14 protein-coding genes are annotated in these 17908 nt (G+C 67.5%); 8 read left to right on the top strand and 6 right to left on the bottom strand.

What is annotated here, in order from left to right; translation table 11 throughout:
- Positions 1–73: 73 nt before the first annotated feature.
- Positions 74–760 (bottom strand): Crp/Fnr family transcriptional regulator, encoded by a 687-nt coding sequence (locus AB0L70_RS34295; protein ID WP_363690957.1) that lies wholly within the window; start codon positions 758–760, stop codon positions 74–76.
- Positions 761–838: 78 nt separating this feature from the next.
- Between AB0L70_RS34295 and AB0L70_RS34290 the strand changes: the two genes are divergently transcribed.
- Positions 839–1330, top strand: a complete 492-nt coding sequence (locus AB0L70_RS34290; protein WP_363690956.1) for an META domain-containing protein — start codon at positions 839–841, stop codon at positions 1328–1330.
- 11 nt (positions 1331–1341) lie between these two features.
- Here the strand turns inward: AB0L70_RS34290 and AB0L70_RS34285 are convergent, their stop codons facing one another.
- Positions 1342–3363, bottom strand: coding sequence for an MDR family MFS transporter (locus AB0L70_RS34285; protein WP_363690955.1), 2022 nt, complete (start codon positions 3361–3363; stop codon positions 1342–1344).
- A gap of 122 nt (positions 3364–3485) precedes the next feature.
- Between AB0L70_RS34285 and hemW the strand changes: the two genes are divergently transcribed.
- From hemW to AB0L70_RS34260, 5 genes are all read left to right on the top strand, one after another.
- Positions 3486–4691, top strand: coding sequence for a radical SAM family heme chaperone HemW (hemW, locus tag AB0L70_RS34280; RefSeq protein WP_363690954.1), 1206 nt, complete (start codon positions 3486–3488; stop codon positions 4689–4691).
- 95 nt (positions 4692–4786) lie between these two features.
- Complete coding sequence (locus AB0L70_RS34275) at positions 4787–7156, top strand: polysaccharide lyase 8 family protein (protein ID WP_363690953.1); 2370 nt, start codon at positions 4787–4789, stop codon at positions 7154–7156.
- A gap of 187 nt (positions 7157–7343) precedes the next feature.
- Positions 7344–8672, top strand: a complete 1329-nt coding sequence (locus AB0L70_RS34270) for an extracellular solute-binding protein (protein ID WP_363690952.1) — start codon at positions 7344–7346, stop codon at positions 8670–8672.
- A gap of 70 nt (positions 8673–8742) precedes the next feature.
- Complete coding sequence (locus AB0L70_RS34265; RefSeq protein WP_363690951.1) at positions 8743–9750, top strand: LacI family DNA-binding transcriptional regulator; 1008 nt, start codon at positions 8743–8745, stop codon at positions 9748–9750.
- Between the two features lie 99 nt (positions 9751–9849).
- On the top strand, positions 9850–12432 hold the full coding sequence (locus AB0L70_RS34260) for a DUF3376 domain-containing protein (RefSeq protein ID WP_363690950.1): 2583 nt from the start codon (positions 9850–9852) through the stop codon (positions 12430–12432).
- Here the strand turns inward: AB0L70_RS34260 and AB0L70_RS34255 are convergent.
- From AB0L70_RS34255 to AB0L70_RS34240, 4 genes are all read right to left on the bottom strand, one after another.
- Positions 12407–13231, bottom strand: coding sequence for a DUF3097 domain-containing protein (locus tag AB0L70_RS34255; RefSeq protein ID WP_363690949.1), 825 nt, complete (start codon positions 13229–13231; stop codon positions 12407–12409). The genes AB0L70_RS34260 and AB0L70_RS34255 overlap by 26 nt on opposite strands.
- A 9-nt stretch (positions 13232–13240) precedes the next feature.
- The gene (locus AB0L70_RS34250) at positions 13241–14776 is read right to left on the bottom strand and encodes an NCS1 family nucleobase:cation symporter-1 (RefSeq protein ID WP_363690948.1); all 1536 of its coding nucleotides are present in this window, start codon (positions 14774–14776) and stop codon (positions 13241–13243) included.
- Positions 14777–14918: 142 nt separating this feature from the next.
- Entirely contained in the window at positions 14919–15689 is a 771-nt protein-coding gene (locus AB0L70_RS34245; RefSeq protein ID WP_363690947.1) for an MBL fold metallo-hydrolase, read from the bottom strand.
- A gap of 10 nt (positions 15690–15699) precedes the next feature.
- Positions 15700–16041: an EF-Tu/IF-2/RF-3 family GTPase gene (locus AB0L70_RS34240; RefSeq protein ID WP_363690946.1), complete on the bottom strand. Its 342-nt coding sequence runs from the start codon at positions 16039–16041 to the stop codon at positions 15700–15702.
- A 134-nt stretch (positions 16042–16175) separates the two neighbouring features.
- On the opposite strand from AB0L70_RS34240, the gene AB0L70_RS34235 reads away from it, so the two are divergent.
- Together AB0L70_RS34235 and AB0L70_RS34230 are read left to right on the top strand one after the other, a co-directional pair.
- Positions 16176–16817, top strand: a complete 642-nt coding sequence (locus tag AB0L70_RS34235) for a ThuA domain-containing protein (protein WP_363690945.1) — start codon at positions 16176–16178, stop codon at positions 16815–16817.
- Positions 16802–17905 carry a Gfo/Idh/MocA family oxidoreductase gene (locus AB0L70_RS34230; protein WP_363690944.1) on the top strand — a complete coding sequence of 368 codons (1104 nt, stop codon included), beginning with the start codon at positions 16802–16804 and terminating at the stop codon, positions 17903–17905. The genes AB0L70_RS34235 and AB0L70_RS34230 overlap by 16 nt, the downstream gene beginning before the upstream one ends.
- Positions 17906–17908: the final 3 nt, after the last annotated feature.

The following is a 17908-nucleotide window of genomic DNA, read 5'->3' as shown; positions in this document are numbered from 1 at the left end:
GGCCTGGGGCATCAGTCTTCCCCCGGCTGCGGCGTACGTCTGTGACTTTTGTTCTTCGCTGGAGTTGGCGAGGTCACACGTCGTCCGGGTTCCAGGTCTGGTCGTGGAGGCCGGTGGGGTCGAGGAGGTGGACCCGGTCGGCTGAGGTCGTGACCAGCTGAGCCTGGCGGAACTCGCGCAGTACTCGGGCAACTACTTCGCGGACCGAGCCGACGGCGTCGGCGAGCTCCTGCTGGGAGACGTGGGCGATGAGTTCGCCGTGCGGGCTCTGCTGGGTCGAGGCCAGGTCCAGGAGGTGGGCGGCGACTCGCTGCCGGACGGTGCCGAACGCGTTGACTGCGGTCTGGTGCAGGTTTTCGTACAGGCGACGGCTGAGCTCTTCGGCCATCGCCCACGAGACGCGGCTGTCGGTGCGCGCCGCGGTGGTCAACAAGCCGGCGTCGATCCGGAACAGGGTCGAATCCGCCAGCGTCTGTACGCCGACATCGGCCGGACCGCCGACGAGTACGGCGATCCCGAGTACGTCGCGGGTCCGTGCGTACCGCACTGTCACCTGCCGGCCCTCGGGGGAGGACATGTACACCCGCAGCAGACCCTGGACTACCAGCAGGGCGCGCGGCGCGGACCGCTCGCGGTAGAGCGTGCTGCCTGCGGGGAAGTGGATCCGCTCGCCCGACGCTAGCAACCGCTCGACCAGCTCAACCGGGAGATGGCCGAGAAAGCTCCCGGCCATCACCGCCGCCACGTCCACATCGCCCACAGTCCAAGCATGCGGCCCCCAGTCCTGTGCAACACGAGCGGGGTCTGACAGCGTCTGTAGAACGAGGGGTGAATCAGGATGAGGCTTCTGGGGATGGTGGTAATCGGTGTGGCGCTGGCGCTGACTGCCTGCGACAGCGAACCTTCCGGTGCGGAGAACTCATCTGTCCGAGGAAGTACGTCCACTACCGAGCCGTCGTCCACAACCCCGGTCGCACTGCCCGACGTTGCGCTCGAGGGCACCAAATGGGTTGTCGAGTCGGTCGTCTCCGGATCCAGCGTCGAGGACTTCGCGCGGGCCGGGTCGGCCTACTTGATCATCAAGAAAGACAAGGTCACGGGCTCCACCGGCTGCAATGAGTTCAGCGGCCTGGCTGTTCGTGACGGCTCCACCGTCGGCTTGGGGCTCGTCACGATGACACTGGTGGGCTGCATGGGCGACACCGCGCGCCTGGAGCAAGCAGTCATCACAAACCTCCAGACCAAACTCACCTACACCATCACCACCAACCGCCTGGAACTCCGCACCCCCAACAACCAGTCCGGCCTGAACCTGCGAGCAGCCCGCTAACGCACCTGTGCTTATGCGGCGCCGATCGGGACAGGGGGAGCGGCGTGTTTGCCGGTGGTCAGGGAGTGGCCTTGGTCGATCATTTGTTCGGCCAGGCGGTCGACGGCGCAGGAGAAGGCTTCGGAGTTGTCGGGGTCCCAGTCGGTCAGGCGGTCGAGCATCCAGGTGCGGAAGGCGCCGACGAAGCGCTGGAACATCTCCAGGCCGGCGGGGGTGAAGCGGTAGTGGCCCAAGGTTTCGGAGAGGTAGCCGTCAGCAACTAGTTGGGTGGCCAGGGGTTCGAAGACGCCGGGTGGGACGCGGAGGTCACCGGTGATTTCCGCCAGGGTGGCGGAGCCGTTCTCGGCGCCGCCGCGGAAGACGCGCATGATCATCCACGCCTCGGCGACGTTGAGCGGGAGGCCGGACTGCGCCAGTACCTCGGGCGCCGGGTTGCGCTTGTGATGCCGTACGACGAGGGCCGCGAGCTTCTGGAGCTCCTGCTCGGAGTTGAAGGATGTGGGTGCGGCGAAGTTGTCGCCCACGTCGCTGGCCGCCATCCGGGCGGTGTCGCGCAGCGGGACCTCCTTCAGCAGAAGGGCGATCAGGAACCCGAGCCCCGCCACCGGCACCGCCCAGAGGAACACGACATGCAAAGAATCCGCGTACGCCGCAGTTACCGCGGACCGCACCTCCGAAGGCAGCGACCGCACTCCGTCGACCGTCGTCACCACCCGCGGATCGGCGCCCGTGGCCTTGACCGCCTCGGCCAGCTGAACCGGCAACTGGTGCGAGTAGATGGACCCGAACACGGCCACACCGAACGAGCTGCCCATCGTGCGCAGGAAGCTCACCCCAGAGGTCGCGACGCCGAGGTCCGCGTAGTCGACCGTGCTCTGCACAACCACGGTCGGCACCGGCATGCACAGGCCGACGCCGAGTCCGAGGACGATCATGAAGGCGGCGGTTTCGACGTACGACGTCTGGTTGTCCAGCAGGGACAGCAACCACAGCCCGAGGCCGATCAGCACAGTCCCGATGATCGGGAACAGCCGGTAGCGGCCGGTCTTGCTGATGATCTGGCCGACCACGATCGACGCGACGAGCAGACCGCCGACGAGCGGCAGCATCTGCAGCCCGGACTCGGTGGCCGAGGCGCCGTGGACGAATTGCAGGTACGTCGGCAGATACGTGACCCCACCGAGCATCGCGAACCCGATGATGAAGCTCATCACCGCGCACACCGTGAACACGCCGGACCGGAACAATCTCAACGGCAGCAGCGGTTCCGCGGCCCGTTGTTCGACCAGCACGAACAGGATCAGTGCGATCACCGACCCGACGGCCATCGCGATGATGACCGTGGACGTCCACGCGTACTCGTTGCCGCCCCACGTCGTCACGAGCGTCAGCCCGGTTGCGGCGAGGCCGATGAAGAGGATGCCTAGGTAGTCGATCTTCGGCCCGACCGGAGCCTTCACGGACGGCAAGGTGGCGGAGGCAACGATCAGCACGATGATGCCGAGCGGGAGGTTGACGTAGAACGCCCACCGCCAGCTCAGGTGGTCGACGAACAGTCCGCCGAGCAGCGGTCCGGCGACCGTCGAGACGCCGAACACCGAACCCATCACGCCCTGGTACTTGCCGCGCTCGCTCAGCGGTACGACGTCCGCGATCACCGCCATCGCGGTCACCATCAGACCGCCGGCGCCGAGTCCCTGGATCGCGCGGGAGCCGACCAGCCAGAGCATCGAGTCGGCCATGCCGCAGAGTGCGGAGCCGCCGAGGAACAGTACGACGCTGATCAGGAACATCGGCTTGCGCCCGTACAGGTCGCCGAACTTGCCGATCAGCGCGGTCATGATCGTCTCGGCGAGCAGGTACGACGTGACTACCCAGGAGAGGTGGTTGGCGCCGCCGAGGTCGCTGACGATCGTTGGCAACGCGGTCGCGACGATCGTCTGATCGAGGGCCGCGAGCAACATTCCGAGCATGATCGCGACGACGACCGCGTTCCGGGTGCCACGTCCGACGGGCTGAGCCTCCGTATCCATGAGCCGAATGTAATCGTTGAAGCACAGAGAGCGACTACAGAACCGCGGCGATCCGGTGAAGAAAGAGGAGCGGGCAGGCACCACGGGCCGACCGGTCGAGAAGAGGTCCGTACGATGAAGAGGTGCCGTCGACATTGCCCGAGGGGGAGGTTGCGCCCCGGGACGGGGCGTTGCCGGAAGTTGCTGTTCGCGAGGCCGGTTCACGGCCGTTCGGGTTCTATCTCCACGTCCCCTTCTGCGCCTCCCGCTGCGGGTATTGCGACTTCAACACCTACACCGCGAAGGAACTCGGCGGCGGTGGCTCGCAGGCGTCGTACGCCGACACCGCGGTTGGCGAGGTCCGCCAAGCCAGGCGGGTTCTGGCGGACCTGGACCGAAAGGTCGACACGGTCTTCTTCGGGGGCGGTACGCCGACGCTCCTGCCGGCCAAGGATCTCGGGAAGATGCTGGCCGCCGTACGCGACGAGTTCGGTCTCGCGCCCGGCGCCGAGGTGACGACCGAGGCGAACCCGGAGTCGGTCGACCAGCAGTACCTCGAGGAACTCCGGGAAGCCGGCTTCACCCGGGTCAGCTTCGGTATGCAGAGCGCGTCCTCGCACATCCTCAAGATCCTCGACCGGCAGCACACGCCGGGCCGGGCGCTCGAGGCCGTGAAGGAAGCGACCGCGGCCGGGTTCGAGCACGTGAACCTGGACCTCATCTACGGGACCCCGGGCGAGACGCTCGACGACTGGCGGACCTCGCTGGAGTCGGCGTTGTCGGCTCAGCCGGATCACGTCAGCGCCTACGCCTTGATCGTCGAGGATGGCACCCAGCTCGCCCGACGCGTACGGCGGGGTGAGCTGCCGATGCCCGATGACGACGATCTGGCCGACAAGTACGTGCTCGCCGACGACATGCTCTCCGCGCAGGGCCTCAACTGGTACGAGGTCTCCAACTGGGCCCGCACCGAGGACGCCCGCTGCCGGCACAACGAGCTCTACTGGCGCGGCGACACCTGGTGGGGGATCGGGCCGGGTGCACACAGCCACGTCGGCGGGGTCCGCTGGTGGAACGTGAAGCACCCCAGCGCGTACGCCGAACGCCTTGACGCCGGTGAGAGTCCGGCGTACGCGCGGGAGACGCTCGACGAGGAGACCCGTCGGGTCGAACGCGTCCTGCTCGAGGTCCGGCTGGTCGAAGGACTCCCGCTCGACGTGCTGGACGAGGAAGGCAGAGCCGCGGCGGCGCGCATGCCCGACCTGGTGATCCGGCAGGACGACCGCCTGGTGCTGACCCGCAAGGGTCGGCTGCTGGCTGACGCCGTGGTGCGGGATCTCCTGCCATAAGTGATCAGAACTGATCACAATCAGCTGTTGACGACTGTTGTGCGCATCAGCGAGGGTGTTCGGCAAGCGCTTGCCTACCGCCCCGAGGAGTCGCCATGCCGCCCTTCATCAGCCGACGCCTGCTACTCCAGGCCGGACTCGTCACCGGAGCGATCGCGACCATCGGTCTGCCGGCCCGAGCAGACACCGGCGACGAGTTCGATGTCCTCAGAGCGCGCTGGGCAGACCTCACCACCGGGGGCGCGATCGACCCCACCGAGCCCGCGTACGCCGACGCGCTGAGCAGACTCACCGAGCAAGCACAGCAATTCCTCGACACGTTGGTCACTGACGCCGACCGGACCGCGTTGTGGGCGGATCTGCCGTTGAGCTCCACGACCGGCAACTTCTCGATCAGCTACACCCGCCTGAAGACCATCGCTCTCGCCCGCGCGACCCCAGGCACCACATTGGCCGCAGACCCGGCCGCCCAACTGAGCGCCGCCCTGGACTTCCTCAACGAGCACGCCTTCAACGAGACCCTCCCCGAGACCGGCAACTGGTGGTTCTGGGAGATCGGCGCACCCCGCGCACTGCTTGACATCTGCATCCTCGCGTACGACGCACTCTCCGCCGACCAGCTCGCCAAGTACCTCAAGGCCGTCGACCGCTTCGTCCCGGACCCGAACCGCCGGACCAACTCCCCGAACCTCCGCGAGACCGGCGCGAACCGCGTCGACAAGGCCCTGATCGTCACGCTGCGCGGGATCGCCGGCCGGTCCGTCGACAAGGTCGCGGCCGGGCGGGACGCGTTGAGCGATGTCGCCGAGGCGGGCAAGAACAGCGTTTTCACCTACGTCACCAGCGGCGACGGGTTCTACCGGGACGGCTCGTTCGTCCAGCACGGCAACCTCGCGTACGTCGGTACCTACGGCAACGTCGCCCTCGGTGGCGTGGCCAACCTGTTCTCGCTCCTCGGCGGGTCCACCTGGGAGATCACCGACCCGAACCGCGCGGTGATCCTGGACGCGGTCGAGGCGAGTTTCGCGCCGTTCATTGTTGACAATCTGATGATGGACAGCGTCTCCGGTCGCGCCATCTCCCGGGAAAGCGCCGGCGATCACCGCAACGGCCACGCGACCACCTCGACCGTCCTGCTGCTCGCGAGCGGCGTCGCGGAGCCGTACGCCTCCCGCTACAAGGCATTCGCCAAGGGCTGGATCACTCGCGACCGCCTGAACGATTACCTGCCTGGTGCGTCCATCCCGCAGATCGCCCAGGCCCAAGCGATCCTGACCGACGATAAGGTGCGCCCGGCACCTTCGGCCCCCAGGCACTTCCAGTTCTTCAACCAGGACCGCGTCGTCCACCGCCGCCCCGGCTGGACCTTCGCGATCGCGATGTCGTCGAAGCGGATGGCCCGCTACGAGTGGGGCAACGGCGAGAACCTCCGCGGCTGGTACGTCGGCGACGGCATGACCTACCTCTACAACGCCGACCAGGGCCAGTTCTTCGACGCCTTCTGGCCGACCGTCGACGCCCAGCGGATGCCCGGTACGACGGTCAGCACGCAACCGCGCCAGCCACACGGCAGCGGCGGCGGCACCGGCGCAGTCACCGCATACGCCGACTGGGTCGGGGGAGCGTCGTACCGGCAGAGCGCCGGTGCGGTCGGCATGCACCTGATCAACCACGACCAGACCCTGCAGGCGCGGAAGTCCTGGTTCTGCCTCGCGGACGCAGTGGTCGCCCTTGGCGCCGGGATCGTCGGCACGGACGGCTTCGGCGTCGAGACCGTCGTCGAGAACCGCAATCTCCACGAGGCCTCCAAGGCCCTGCACATCGACGGCCGCCCGGCGATCGACCAGACGTACGACGGGCCGCGGTGGGCGCACCTGGACGGGGTCGGCGGCTACCTGTTCCCGCGTGGCGGGAAGGTCCGGGTCGAGCGGGAAGAGCGGACCGGTTCCTGGTCCGAGATCAACACTGGGAACGACACCGCCGGTTCGACCACACCGTACACGCGGAACTACGCGAAGCTGGTCGTCGAGCACGGGATCGATCCGGCGTCCGGTGAGTACGCCTACATCCTGTTGCCGGGTGCAACGGCGAGGCAGACGGCGCGACGGGCCGCGGACTCCGGAATCCGGATTCTGGCGAACACGGCGACGGTCCAGGCGGTCCGCTCCAGTCGCGACGGACTGGCGCTCGTGAACTTCTGGACGCAGGGGACCGCGGCCGGCATCACGACCGATGGACCGGCGTCGGTGGTGCTGGGAAGCGACGGCCGGACGATCACGGTGGCCGTCTCCGACCCGAGCCGGACAGTGCAGACCCTGCGGTTGATTGTCGACGATCAGGTCGGCCGGCCGGTCTCCACGGACGACACCGTGACCGTCGTACAAACCGGTCGGAAGCTGGTTCTCGATATCGCTGTTGGCGGCAGCGCCGGCGCAACTCACAACGCAACGTTTCACCGGAGCTGAATTCAGGAAAATGCCAGTTTCTGGTGCCCTCGGTGACCGCGACGGTTCGCTGCGTGAAATCGGTGGACACTATGTACGGACGTGATGACGGAGTGCTTGACATACCCGGTTGCGACGCTTGAAACTCAGCACACTTTCGCGATCCGAAAGCGCTCTCAACTCCGTCCAGTTCCAGGGAGCTTTCACCATGCGGCCCAGTGCCGGCTTTCGCCCCATCGCAGTTCTGTTCGCCTGTGGTTCGATCCTTCTCGCTACCGCGTGCGGAGGGTCCGGCTCCGCCGGCACATCCAATGCCCCAGGCAACGATCCTGACGCACCGAAGATCGAACTGACCGTCGCCACCTTCAACGAATTCGGCTACGACGACCTGTACCGCGAGTACGAACGTCTGCATCCGAACATCAAGATCGTCGAGCGCCGGGCCCCGACCGTGGACGCGCACATCAAGAACCTGGAGACCAATCTCGCCTCCGGTTCCGGGATGGCCGACATCGAGGCGATGGAAGTCAGCTGGATCTACAAGTACCTGGCCAGAGCGGACCAGTTCGTCGACCTGCGCCAGTACGGCGCCGACGACCTGAGGGACCGCTGGCTGGACTGGAAGGTGGCCGGCGCGACCACCCAGGACGGCAAGATCCTCGGATACGGCACCGACATCGGGCCGGAGGCGATTTGCTACCGCAGCGACCTGTTCAAGAAGGCCGGCCTGCCAACGGACCGGGCCCAGGTGGCCAAGCTGTTCCAGGACTGGCCGTCGTACTTCGCGGCCGGCCGGACGTTCAAGGCGAAGGTGCCCGGCTCGGCCTGGTACGACTCCGCGGTGCTCACCTGGGAAGCGATGCGCAACCAGCTGATCCAGGCGTACTACTCGAATCAGGACCGCTTCCTCGGCGAGGACAACCCGGCGCTCAAGAAGACCTGGAACCAGGTTGTGCAGGGCACCGCGGACGGTCTGTCCGCCGGGCTCTCGGCCTGGAGCGAGGAGTGGAACGCATCGTTCCGGACCGACAAGTTCGCGACCATCGCCTGCCCGGGGTGGCTGCTCGGCGTGATCCAGGACAACGCGGGTAGCTACGGCAAGGGGAAGTGGGACGTCGCCGACGTGTTCCCCGGGGGCGGTGGCAACTGGGGCGGCTCGTACCTGACCGTGCCGAAGCAGTCGCAGCAGCCCGCCGAGGCGGCTCGGCTCGCGGCCTGGCTGACCGCGCCGGAGCAGCAGGTGAAGGTGTTCAAGAAGATCGGCTCGTTCCCCTCCACGCTGGATGCCTACGACGACCCGAATGTGAAGGCGCAGGTCAACCCGTACTTCAACAACGCGCCGGTGGGACAGATCTTCATCAACCGGGCCCGGAACGTGATCCTCAAACAACACAAGGGTCCACGCGACGGTGAGATCAATCAGGTCTTCAGCGCGGCCCTCACCCGCGTCGACGACCACAAACAGACTCCGGAGGCGGCTTGGAAACAAGCCCTCGACCTGGCTGACAAGGCAGCCAACACGCGGAAAGGCAGTTGAAATTTTCCGCGCGTTCGACCGGTGAAGTACTACGGTATGAACGCTAGCTCTTCAACTGCCGGGAGGACCGATGAACGATTCAGGTTCTCCGACGTTGGAGCAGGTCGCGGCGCTCGCCGGGGTGTCCCGGGCAACCGTTTCGCGAGTCGTGAACGGTTCGCCGAAGGTGCTGCCCGACACAGTCGCCGTGGTCGAGCGAGCGATCGGCCAACTCGGCTACGTGCCGAACCGGGCCGCCCGCGCGCTGGTGACGCGGCGGACCGACTCGATCGCGATCGTGGTGCCGGAGCCGGACAGCCGGGTGTTCTCCGACCCGTTCTTCGCGGGCATGTTGCGCGGGGTGAGCCGGACGCTGGCGCCGACCTCGTCACAGCTCGTGCTGCTGATCGAGCCGGCCGAGGGTGACGACCAGCGCCTGCTGCGGTACCTGCGCGGCGGTCACGTCGACGGCGCGATCATCATCAGCCACCACGGCCGGGACAACGTGCTGCAGGAGCTCGCGCAACTGCCGGTCCCGATCGTGTTCAGCGCCCGCCCGCTCGGTGTCGACGTACCGGTGGCGAGTGTGGACGTGGACAACGTCGCCGGCGCCCAGACCGGCGTCGAGTATCTACTGTCGATCGGTCGCAAGAAGGTCGCGACCGTCGCCGGCCCACTCGACATGACCGCGGGACTGGACCGCCTCACCGGCTACCAGAACGCGATGAAGGCGGCCGGCCTGCCCGAGATCGTTGCGTACGGCGACTTCACCGCCGACGGTGGTGAGCAGGCGGCGCTGCGGCTGCTCGACGATCACCCCGACCTGGACGGTCTGTTCGTCGCCTCCGACCTGATGGCGACCGCCGCCCTCCGCGTCCTGTCGCAACGCGGCCGTAAGGTCCCCGACGAGGTCGCCGTGGTCGGCTTCGACGACTCGGTCCTCGCGACCACCACCACCCCGAAGCTCACCACGGTCCGCCAGCCGGTCGAGCAACTAGGTGCCCGTCTCGCCGAGATCCTGCTCGCGAAAATCGGCGGCGCCGACCTGCACAGCCCCGAGATCTACGACACCGAACTCATCGTCCGCGATTCGGCGTAGTCCCGCTGTGCATGCCGCGACAACCTTTTGTTCACTCTCTGCTGCGACAACTGTCGGCCTCGGTGACGGGCGTGGTATGTCTGGGCGAAAGGGGGCTGCATGACCGACCATGAGATCCGGATCGCGCTGGTACTGAACGGCGGGGTCAGCTTGGCCGTGTGGATGGGCGGCGTGACGCACGAGCTGGACCTGATCCGGCGCGCGTCCGGCGACGGCAAGGCACCGAAGGCACAGCCGTACGACGAAGCGCTGGCCAAGCGCTGGCGGGAGTTGTGCCGGCGCGGCGACGAGAACCGGCGCGTGGTCGTCGACGTGATCGCGGGTACGAGCGCCGGCGGGCTGAACGGATCGTTGCTCGCGACCGCCATCTCGAACGGCTCGACCCTGGATCCGGACGGCGAGCACGGTCCGTGGCTACGACAGAAGTGGGTCGCGCTCGGATCGCTCGAGGTCGGCAAGCTGGTCCCGGCGGCCAACGTGAAGTCCACGTCGGTGCTCGACGGCAAGTACTTCCTGGATGAACTCGACAACCTGCTCAAGGGAGTCGCCGAGGCCGGCGAGACCGCGGCCGAGGAGCCCGTCACGCTGTTCGTCACCGCCTCCGGGCTCGGTGTGCAGCAGTTCGAGGCGAAGGACGCCGCGGGCCAGGCGTTCGTCGTACCCGATCACCGGATGCTGTGGCGGTTCACCACCGAGTACGCCGAGAAGTACGACGGAGCGACTCGGGAGTTCTCCGTCGCGGACAAGAACGGGCTGAAGGACACCCGGCTGCTGGCCCGGGCCGCGCGGGCGTCAGCGTCGTTCCCGGCCGCGTTCGCGCCGTTGCTGGCGACACCGAAGCTGTCCGCGTCGCCGCCGCGGGCGCAACCGACCGAGGGCGACCCGCGGACCTGGCTGGTGGATGGCGGCGTACTCGACAATGCGCCGTTCGGGCCGGTCCTCGATGTGGTCGCGCGCCGGCCGGTGGCCGGACGGGCCAGCCGGTACGTGCTCTACATCGTGCCGTCGGCCGGGATCGGGAGTGCGTCGACCGCGGTGCCCGAGGAAGTCGAGCCGAGCTGGCGGGTGGCCGCGATGTCGGCGGTGCAGTTCCCGCGCGAGGTCGACTTCCGGTCCGATGTCGAGGAGCTCGAGCGGTTGCTGCTCGAGGCGGACGCGTCGTGGTCCGACACCCAGCGGCTGTTCGACCGTTGCATGGGGCAACCACCGGAGCGGGTCCGGATGCGGGCCGCGGCCGAGGCGCTCCAGCCGGTGTACGCACGGGGTCGTGCGGCCGGCGGGGTCTGGGAAGCGGTGACGGTCGCGAGCCACGACCAGGCGACCGTACTCGACGCCGCGGCGGCACTGTCCGAGGAGGAGATCGACGAGGTCCTGGCCACCGATCATCCGTGGGTGCCGGACCCGGACGGCTCGACCGCCGCACTGCACAACGATACCGACGGCAACCCGACCTGGCTGTGGGGGACCGGCGCGGCCGAACGCGTCGTACGGCTGATCCTGCGCTCGCTGCGGAACAAGATCAGCGAGGCGCCGCCGACCGATCGGGTCGACCTCGAGCGCCAGCTGAAGGCGGCCAGCGACTGCCTGCTACACACGCAGGCGGTGCGGGACGCGCTCACCGAGAAGCTCATCAAGGCCGACCTGGACCTGCGGCCGGCCGGCGGTGCCGAGGCGGTCGCGGTCGGGCTGGCCGATCTCTTCGATCAGCTGCAGATCCAGCGGGCGCTGGGCGACACGTTCCGCGAGCTGATCACGGCGGTCGGGCCGGAGCTCGTCGACACCGCGCTCGACGTCGAGGTCGTGTCCCGCTGTACGTCGGCACGCACGCCGCAGCAACGCAGTGCGCCGTTCCAGTTCCTGCGGCTCGGGCCGGACATCCCGTTGACGCTGCTGGACGACGAACCCGAAGGTACGATCGCCGGCTTCCTGAAGGACCGCATCCTGTACGGAACGCAGGTCGGCCACTTCGGCGCGTTCGGTGCCGCCGACTGGCGGCGGTGGGACTGGCTGATGGGCCGGCTGCACTGTGTCGCGCATCTCGGCGCGATGCTCGGCGCCGACGCGGACTGGATCCGGGAGACGCAGCAGGAGGTGCTGAGGGCGGAGGACTGGAAGATCCAGCACGTCGCCGAACGCATCCGGCGGCTCGCGCACGACTTCCCGACCAACGCCGGGATGGACGCGCTGGTGACGATGCGCGACGAGCTGAATCAGTCGGCCGAGGGCCGGGCGACGACCAAGGGTCTTGCCGACCGGATGGTCGACGTCTCCGGTGGTCTCGGGCCGCAGGTCGGCAGCTGGGTGAAGGCGGCGGCCGGCCGCAAGGAGCAGCCCGGGTCGTGGCTGCTGCGCTGTGCGCGCTGGTTCACCGAGCCGGCCCGGCAGACGGTGTGGGAGCGGGTCGTGCGGGACGCGAAGCTGACCCCGGCGCATCGTCCGCTGGTATTCGAGCCATGGTTGCCGGTGGCAACGTTCGTGCTGGGTGTGGCACTGCTCGTCGGAGCCGGGATCGTCGAGGTCACCGCCGTACGCATGCTGCTCGCGGTGCTGGCCGGAGCGGTACTCGCGGTGGCCGCGACGCTCGGCGTGGTCACCTGGTACGTGCGGAGTGCGCGGCGGCGGATCCGGGGCTGGATCGAGCACCGGATGCCGGAGATCAGTCCAGAGTCACGAAGTCGATGAGCTCCTCGACCCGGCCGAGCAGTGCCGGGTCGAGATCGGCGAAGCTGTTCACCTTGGACAGGATGTGCTTCCAGGCCGCGGCCACATCGGCCTGGTCGGTGGCCGGCCAGCCGAACGACTGCAGCACGCCCTTCTTCCAGTCCTGTCCGTGCGGGATCTTCGGCCAGGCCTTGATCCCGACCGACGACGGCTTGACCGCTTCCCAGATGTCGATGAACGGATGGCCGACCACGAGCACATGCCGGTCGGTCACCTGGGCGGCGATCTTCGATTCCTTGGACCCCTCGACCAGATGGTCGACCAGTACGCCGAGACGCCGGCCAGGCCCGGGCTGGAACCGGTTCACGATCCCGGGCAGGTCGTCGACACCTTCGAGGTACTCGACCACGACGCCCTCGATCCGCAGGTCGTCGCCCCAGACCCGCTCGACCAGTTCGGCGTCGTGGCGGCCCTCGACGTAGATCCGGCTGGCTCTGGCGACCTTCGCCCGGACGTTGTCGACCGCGACCGAGCCTGACGCGGTCCGGGTCTTCTTCGCCGGGCCGGCCTTCTTCGGCGGCTTCAGGCTGACCGGCTTGCCGTCCAGCCAGAATCCGGGACCGAGTGGGTAGGTCCTGATCTTGCCGTGCCGGTCCTCGAGGTCGACGACCCCGTGCTCCCAGCGCACGATCGCGCCGACGAACCCAGAACTCGGCTCCTCGACGACCATCCCCTTCTCGATCTCGACCTCGACGGTCCGCCCGTTCTTGGGCTTACGCCAATCCCCACTGAGTACGTCGTTCCCATACCGGTCAGCCACCGGACAAGACTAGAACGTGGGAGCGGCGTGGGTGGCGCTTGCTTGGCGGGATGGCGCGGCGACTGTCAGCACGAGGTAGGCGAGGAACCCGACGACCAGGCCGACTGCCCACGAGTAGTCGTACAGCGGCTTGAGGAACGGGATCAGGCCGTTCTCGGGGAAGGGACCCGCGCCCGGGTTCGAGTACGCGCCGCCGACGGCCAGCAACGAGCCCAGCAACGTGGCGACGACGGCCCGCCAGTTCCAGCCCGAGGCGTACCAGTACCGGCCGTTCGGCTGGTAGAGGTCGCCGAGGAACAGGTTGGTCCGGTCGATCAGCCAGTAACCCGCGATCAGTACGCCGGCCACGGACGCGAGTAGACCGCCGTAGAACGACAGCCAGACGAAGATGTAGATCGACGGATCCGAGATCAGCCGCCACGGCTGGATCACGACGCCGATCACACCGGTCACCAGGCCCGCGGTCTTGAAGTTGAGCCAGCGCGGCAGCGCGTTCGCGAAGTCGTACGACGGACTGACGACATTGGCGGCCACGTTGCACGACATCGTCGCGAGGATCGCCATGATCAGGCCGATCGTCACGATCACCGGGTTCTCGAACCGGCGGGTCAGTTCGACCGGGTCCCAGATCGCCGAGCCGTAGACCAGCACGGTGCCCGACGTGGTGATGATCGAGACCAGCGCGATGAACGACATCGTCGTCGGCAGGCCGATGATCTGTCCCCAGACCTGTTGGCGCTGGCCCTTCCCGAACCGGGTGAAGTCCGGCATGTTCAGCGACAGCGTCGCCCAGAACGCGATCATGCCCATCAGCGACGGCGCGAAGATCTTCCAGAAGTCGGCGTCCCAGCCGAGCTTCGACGGCTGGTCCAGGATCGGGCCGAGGCCGCCGGCCTTGACCAGGATCGCGATCATCAGCGCGAGGAACGCGACCGTGACGAGCGGCGCGGCCCAGTTCTCGAACCTGCGCAGGCCCTCGATGCCACGGAAGATCAGCACCATCTGGAGCACCCAGAAGAACGCGAAGCTCAGCCACATCGTCCACGGGTGCCCGCCGATCGCGGCCGCGTCGGTCCAGCCCTTGCCGAACAGTTCGCCGACGATCACGTAGATCGCCTGGCCGCCGATCCAGGTCTGGATACCGAACCAGCCACAGGCGATGAAGGCACGCAGCAGGGCCGGGAAGTTCGCGCCGCGGACGCCGTAGAAGGCCCGCGCGAAGACCGGGAACGGGATGCCGTACTTGGTTCCCGCGTGACTGTTCAGCAGCAGCGGCACCAGGACGATCAGGTTCCCGAGGGTGATCGTGAGGAACGCCTGCAGCCAGTTCATCCCGAGTGCGACCAGGCCGGCCGCGAGCAGATAGCTGGGGATGTTGTGCGCCATCCCCATCCACAGGGCGGCGTAGTTGTACGTCGTCCAGGTCCGCTCGGGCAATCGGGTCGGGGCGAGTTCGGCGTTGCCGTAGCGGCTGTTCACCACCGCATCCGGATCGGTCAGCTCGACCCGTCCGTCGGGGTGAACCGTCTGCTCAGTCGTGGCCATGGAACCCCACCACCCATCCGATCGAGGATGTGCCTTCGCATCAAGGTGCGCGACCGGGTGACGTCCTGTCAACGGACAACTACGAGTCGGAGGACCGTGGTGCGTTTCAAGGAAGGAAAGAGAAGAGTTGGGGGCGTGCCGGCTAGCCCGGTCCGAGCAAAGGGAGCGTTGGGCGGCGGGGGGTGCCGAGGGCTTCGTAGCCGCGTTTGATCGCGTCCTGGAGCTTCTCGACCGGCCAGGGCCAATCCTCGGTGTGCTTGAGGGCGTCGTCGAGGGACGTGCCGTCGTGGTGCAGCCCGGAGATCGTGTTGGCGACCGTGCCGAGGTCGTTGGTCTGGTTGCGGACGAACTCGATGTCCACCACCGCACCATGACCCGGCACCACCTTCGCGGCGGTCGCCATCATCCCGACCACCATCTCGAGAGTGTCCGCCCATTCGAGCGGGAACGAGTCCTCGCCGTACGACGGAGGTGCGGACTCCTCGACCAGATCACCGAGGAAGTACACGTCCACATCCGGTACGACGACCACCGCATCGCCGGACGTATGAGCGTTGCCGAGGTGAACGAGCTCGACCCGGCGATCGCCGAGATCGATCACCTTCGCGACCGAGAACGTCGTACCGGACAGGTCTTCCTCGGTGGCCGCGTTCTCGTGCAGGTAGACGGTCGCGTCGGTGAACACACTGTTGCCGACGACGTGGTCGAAGTGGGCGTGGGTGTTGACGACCCAGCGGACCGGCTCGTCGGTCACCTCGCGGATGTGTTCGCGGAGTTCCTCGGCCTGCTCAGTGGTGGCCCGGGTGTCGACCAGCAATGCACCGTCGGATCCGACGACCAGACCGATGTTCAGGTCCCACTCCTCGTACCGCCGGACCCAGCACCGTTCTCCGATTTCGACCCACGCACTCATGCCAACGACACTACTTGCTGAGCACATCTCCGCTGAGCACCTGGTCGCGCTGGACCCCGCGCAACAGCAGTCCCACGTTCTCGCCGGCCTTCGCCGTGTCGACCGTCTTGCGGAACATCTCGACGCCACTCACCTCGAGCTGCAGCAGCGGCTGCCCGGCCCGGCTCAGCAGCACGTTGTCGCCGACCGACACCATGCCGCTCAGGATCCGGCCGGTGACCACGGTCCCGCGTCCGGTGATCGAGAACACATCCTCGATCGTCATCCCGAACGCTCCGACCGGCAACGTGTCCTGCGGTCGCAGCTGAGCGGGCATCGGAGTGCTGTCCCGCTTCCAGAACTTCCATCCCATCCGGCGACTCTATGGCAAGCCCTATCCAACTCCCGGAATCACCCTTGAACCCCGCTCCGGTGGGGCCTACTGTCACGATGACGGTTCCGCAATCTTTCCGTCACGGTTCCGAAAACTTTCGAAGGGCGGCCGCTTTGACGACACGACGTGCACTGGTGGTCCGGGGTGGCTGGGAAGGCCATGTCCCGGTCGAGGCGACCGACCTGTTCATCCCGTACCTGCGCGAGAACGGCTACGAGGTCACCGTCTCGGACACGACCGAGAGCTACCTGGACCTGGACGGCGTCGACCTGGTGCTGCAGTGCGTCACCATGAGCGAGATCCCGGCCGAACACGTCAAGGGCCTCGATGCAGCGGTCCGCAACGGCACCGGCCTGGCCGGCTGGCACGGCGGTATCGCGGACTCGTTCCGGAACAGCGCCGACTACAACTTCATCGTCGGCGGGCAGTTCATCTCGCACCCGCACGGGTTCACCGACTACCGCGTCGACGTGATTGCCGAACACCCGATCGTGGACGGCATCAAGCACTTCGACGTTCACACCGAGCAGTACTACGTGCACTACGACCCGACCGACACCGTTCTGGCCACCACCACGTTTGCCTCGCACCCGGACTACCCGTGGATCGAGGGCTCCGTGATGCCGGTCGTCTGGACCCGCACGTGGGGTGAGGGCAAGGTCTTCGTCTGCACCGTCGGCCACAAGCTGGACGACCTGGAGACACCCGAGGTGCGCACGATCATCGAGCGGGGGTTGCTGTGGGCGAGCAAGTGACCGGTATCGGCATCGTCGGTACGGGCGTCATCTCCGGCACCTATCTCGACCACCTGGCCAAGCTGCCCGGCGTCGACGTGGTCGCGGTGGCCGACCTCGACGTCAGCCGCGCCCAGGCGATCGCCGAGAAGAACCCAGGCATCCGCGCGCTGACCCCGGACGAGTTGTACGCCGCGGACGACGTCGACATCGTGCTCAACCTCACGATCCCCGCCGCCCACGCGCCGGTGCACCAGGCCGCGATGACGGCAGGCAAGCACGTGTACGGCGAGAAGCCGCTGGCCGTGGACCGGGCCGAGGCCGAGCCGCTGCTGAAGTACGCCGCCGCCAACAACCTCCAGATCGGCTGTGCACCTGACACTGTGCTCGGCACCGGCACGCAGACCGCCCGGGCAGTCATCGACCGCGGCGACATCGGCGTACCGCATGCTGCGACCGCGTCGTTCGTCACACCGGGACATGAGCTGTGGCACCCGGCTCCGGAGTTCTACTACCAGCCCGGTGGGGGTCCGGTCCTCGACATGGGGCCGTACTACATCACCAGCCTGGTGACTCTGCTCGGTCCGGTGCGGCGCGTCACTGCGCGGGCCGGACAGGCCAAGGCGGAGCGCAAGATCCACAGCGGGCCGCGGGCGGGTGAGACCTTCCCGGTGCAGGTGCCGACGCACGTGACCGGCGTACTCGAGCATGAGTCGGGTGCGCTGACCACTGTGCTGATGTCCTTCGACGTCTGGGCCGCACGCCTGCCCCGGATCGAGATCCACGGGACCGACGGCAGTCTGTCGGTGCCGGACCCGAACGGGTTCGACGGCACGGTAGAGCTCGCCACTGCCGCCAACCGGGAGTGGACCGAGGTCCCGGTCGCCGGTGGGTACGCCGGAGCCGGCCGAGGGGTCGGAGTTGCGGACATGGCCCGGGCTCTGCGCAACGGTGAACCGCACCGGGCGAACGGTGCGCTGGCGTTCCATGTGCTCGACGTACTGGAGTCTTTCGTGGACTCCGCGGTACAGGACCAGCCACTGGACATCGCCAGCACTGTGGAGCGCCCCGCCGCAGTTCCGTTGGGAGCGTCACCCGAGACCGCCTAGACT

The sequence above is a fragment of the Kribbella sp. NPDC051952 genome (assembly GCF_040680855.1).
Classification (GTDB): domain Bacteria; phylum Actinomycetota; class Actinomycetes; order Propionibacteriales; family Kribbellaceae; genus Kribbella.
The sequence above is the reverse complement of the archived record's forward strand: the minus strand, read 5'-3'. Positions and strand labels throughout refer to the sequence as shown.

Bases quoted from the DNA above. Each gene is read 5' to 3' on its own strand.
- AB0L70_RS34290 (WP_363690956.1), top strand. From the start codon at position 839: ATGAGGCTTCTGGGGATGGTGGTAATCGGTGTGGCGCTGGCGCTGACT.
- AB0L70_RS34285 (WP_363690955.1), bottom strand. From the start codon at position 3,363: ATGGATACGGAGGCTCAGCCCGTCGGACGTGGCACCCGGAACGCGGTC.
- AB0L70_RS34275 (WP_363690953.1), top strand. From the start codon at position 4,787: ATGCCGCCCTTCATCAGCCGACGCCTGCTACTCCAGGCCGGACTCGTC.
- AB0L70_RS34270 (WP_363690952.1), top strand. From the start codon at position 7,344: ATGCGGCCCAGTGCCGGCTTTCGCCCCATCGCAGTTCTGTTCGCCTGT.
- AB0L70_RS34265 (WP_363690951.1), top strand. From the start codon at position 8,743: ATGAACGATTCAGGTTCTCCGACGTTGGAGCAGGTCGCGGCGCTCGCC.
- AB0L70_RS34260 (WP_363690950.1), top strand. From the start codon at position 9,850: ATGACCGACCATGAGATCCGGATCGCGCTGGTACTGAACGGCGGGGTC.
- AB0L70_RS34250 (WP_363690948.1), bottom strand. From the start codon at position 14,776: ATGGCCACGACTGAGCAGACGGTTCACCCCGACGGACGGGTCGAGCTG.
- AB0L70_RS34245 (WP_363690947.1), bottom strand. From the start codon at position 15,689: ATGAGTGCGTGGGTCGAAATCGGAGAACGGTGCTGGGTCCGGCGGTAC.
- AB0L70_RS34240 (WP_363690946.1), bottom strand. From the start codon at position 16,041: ATGGGATGGAAGTTCTGGAAGCGGGACAGCACTCCGATGCCCGCTCAG.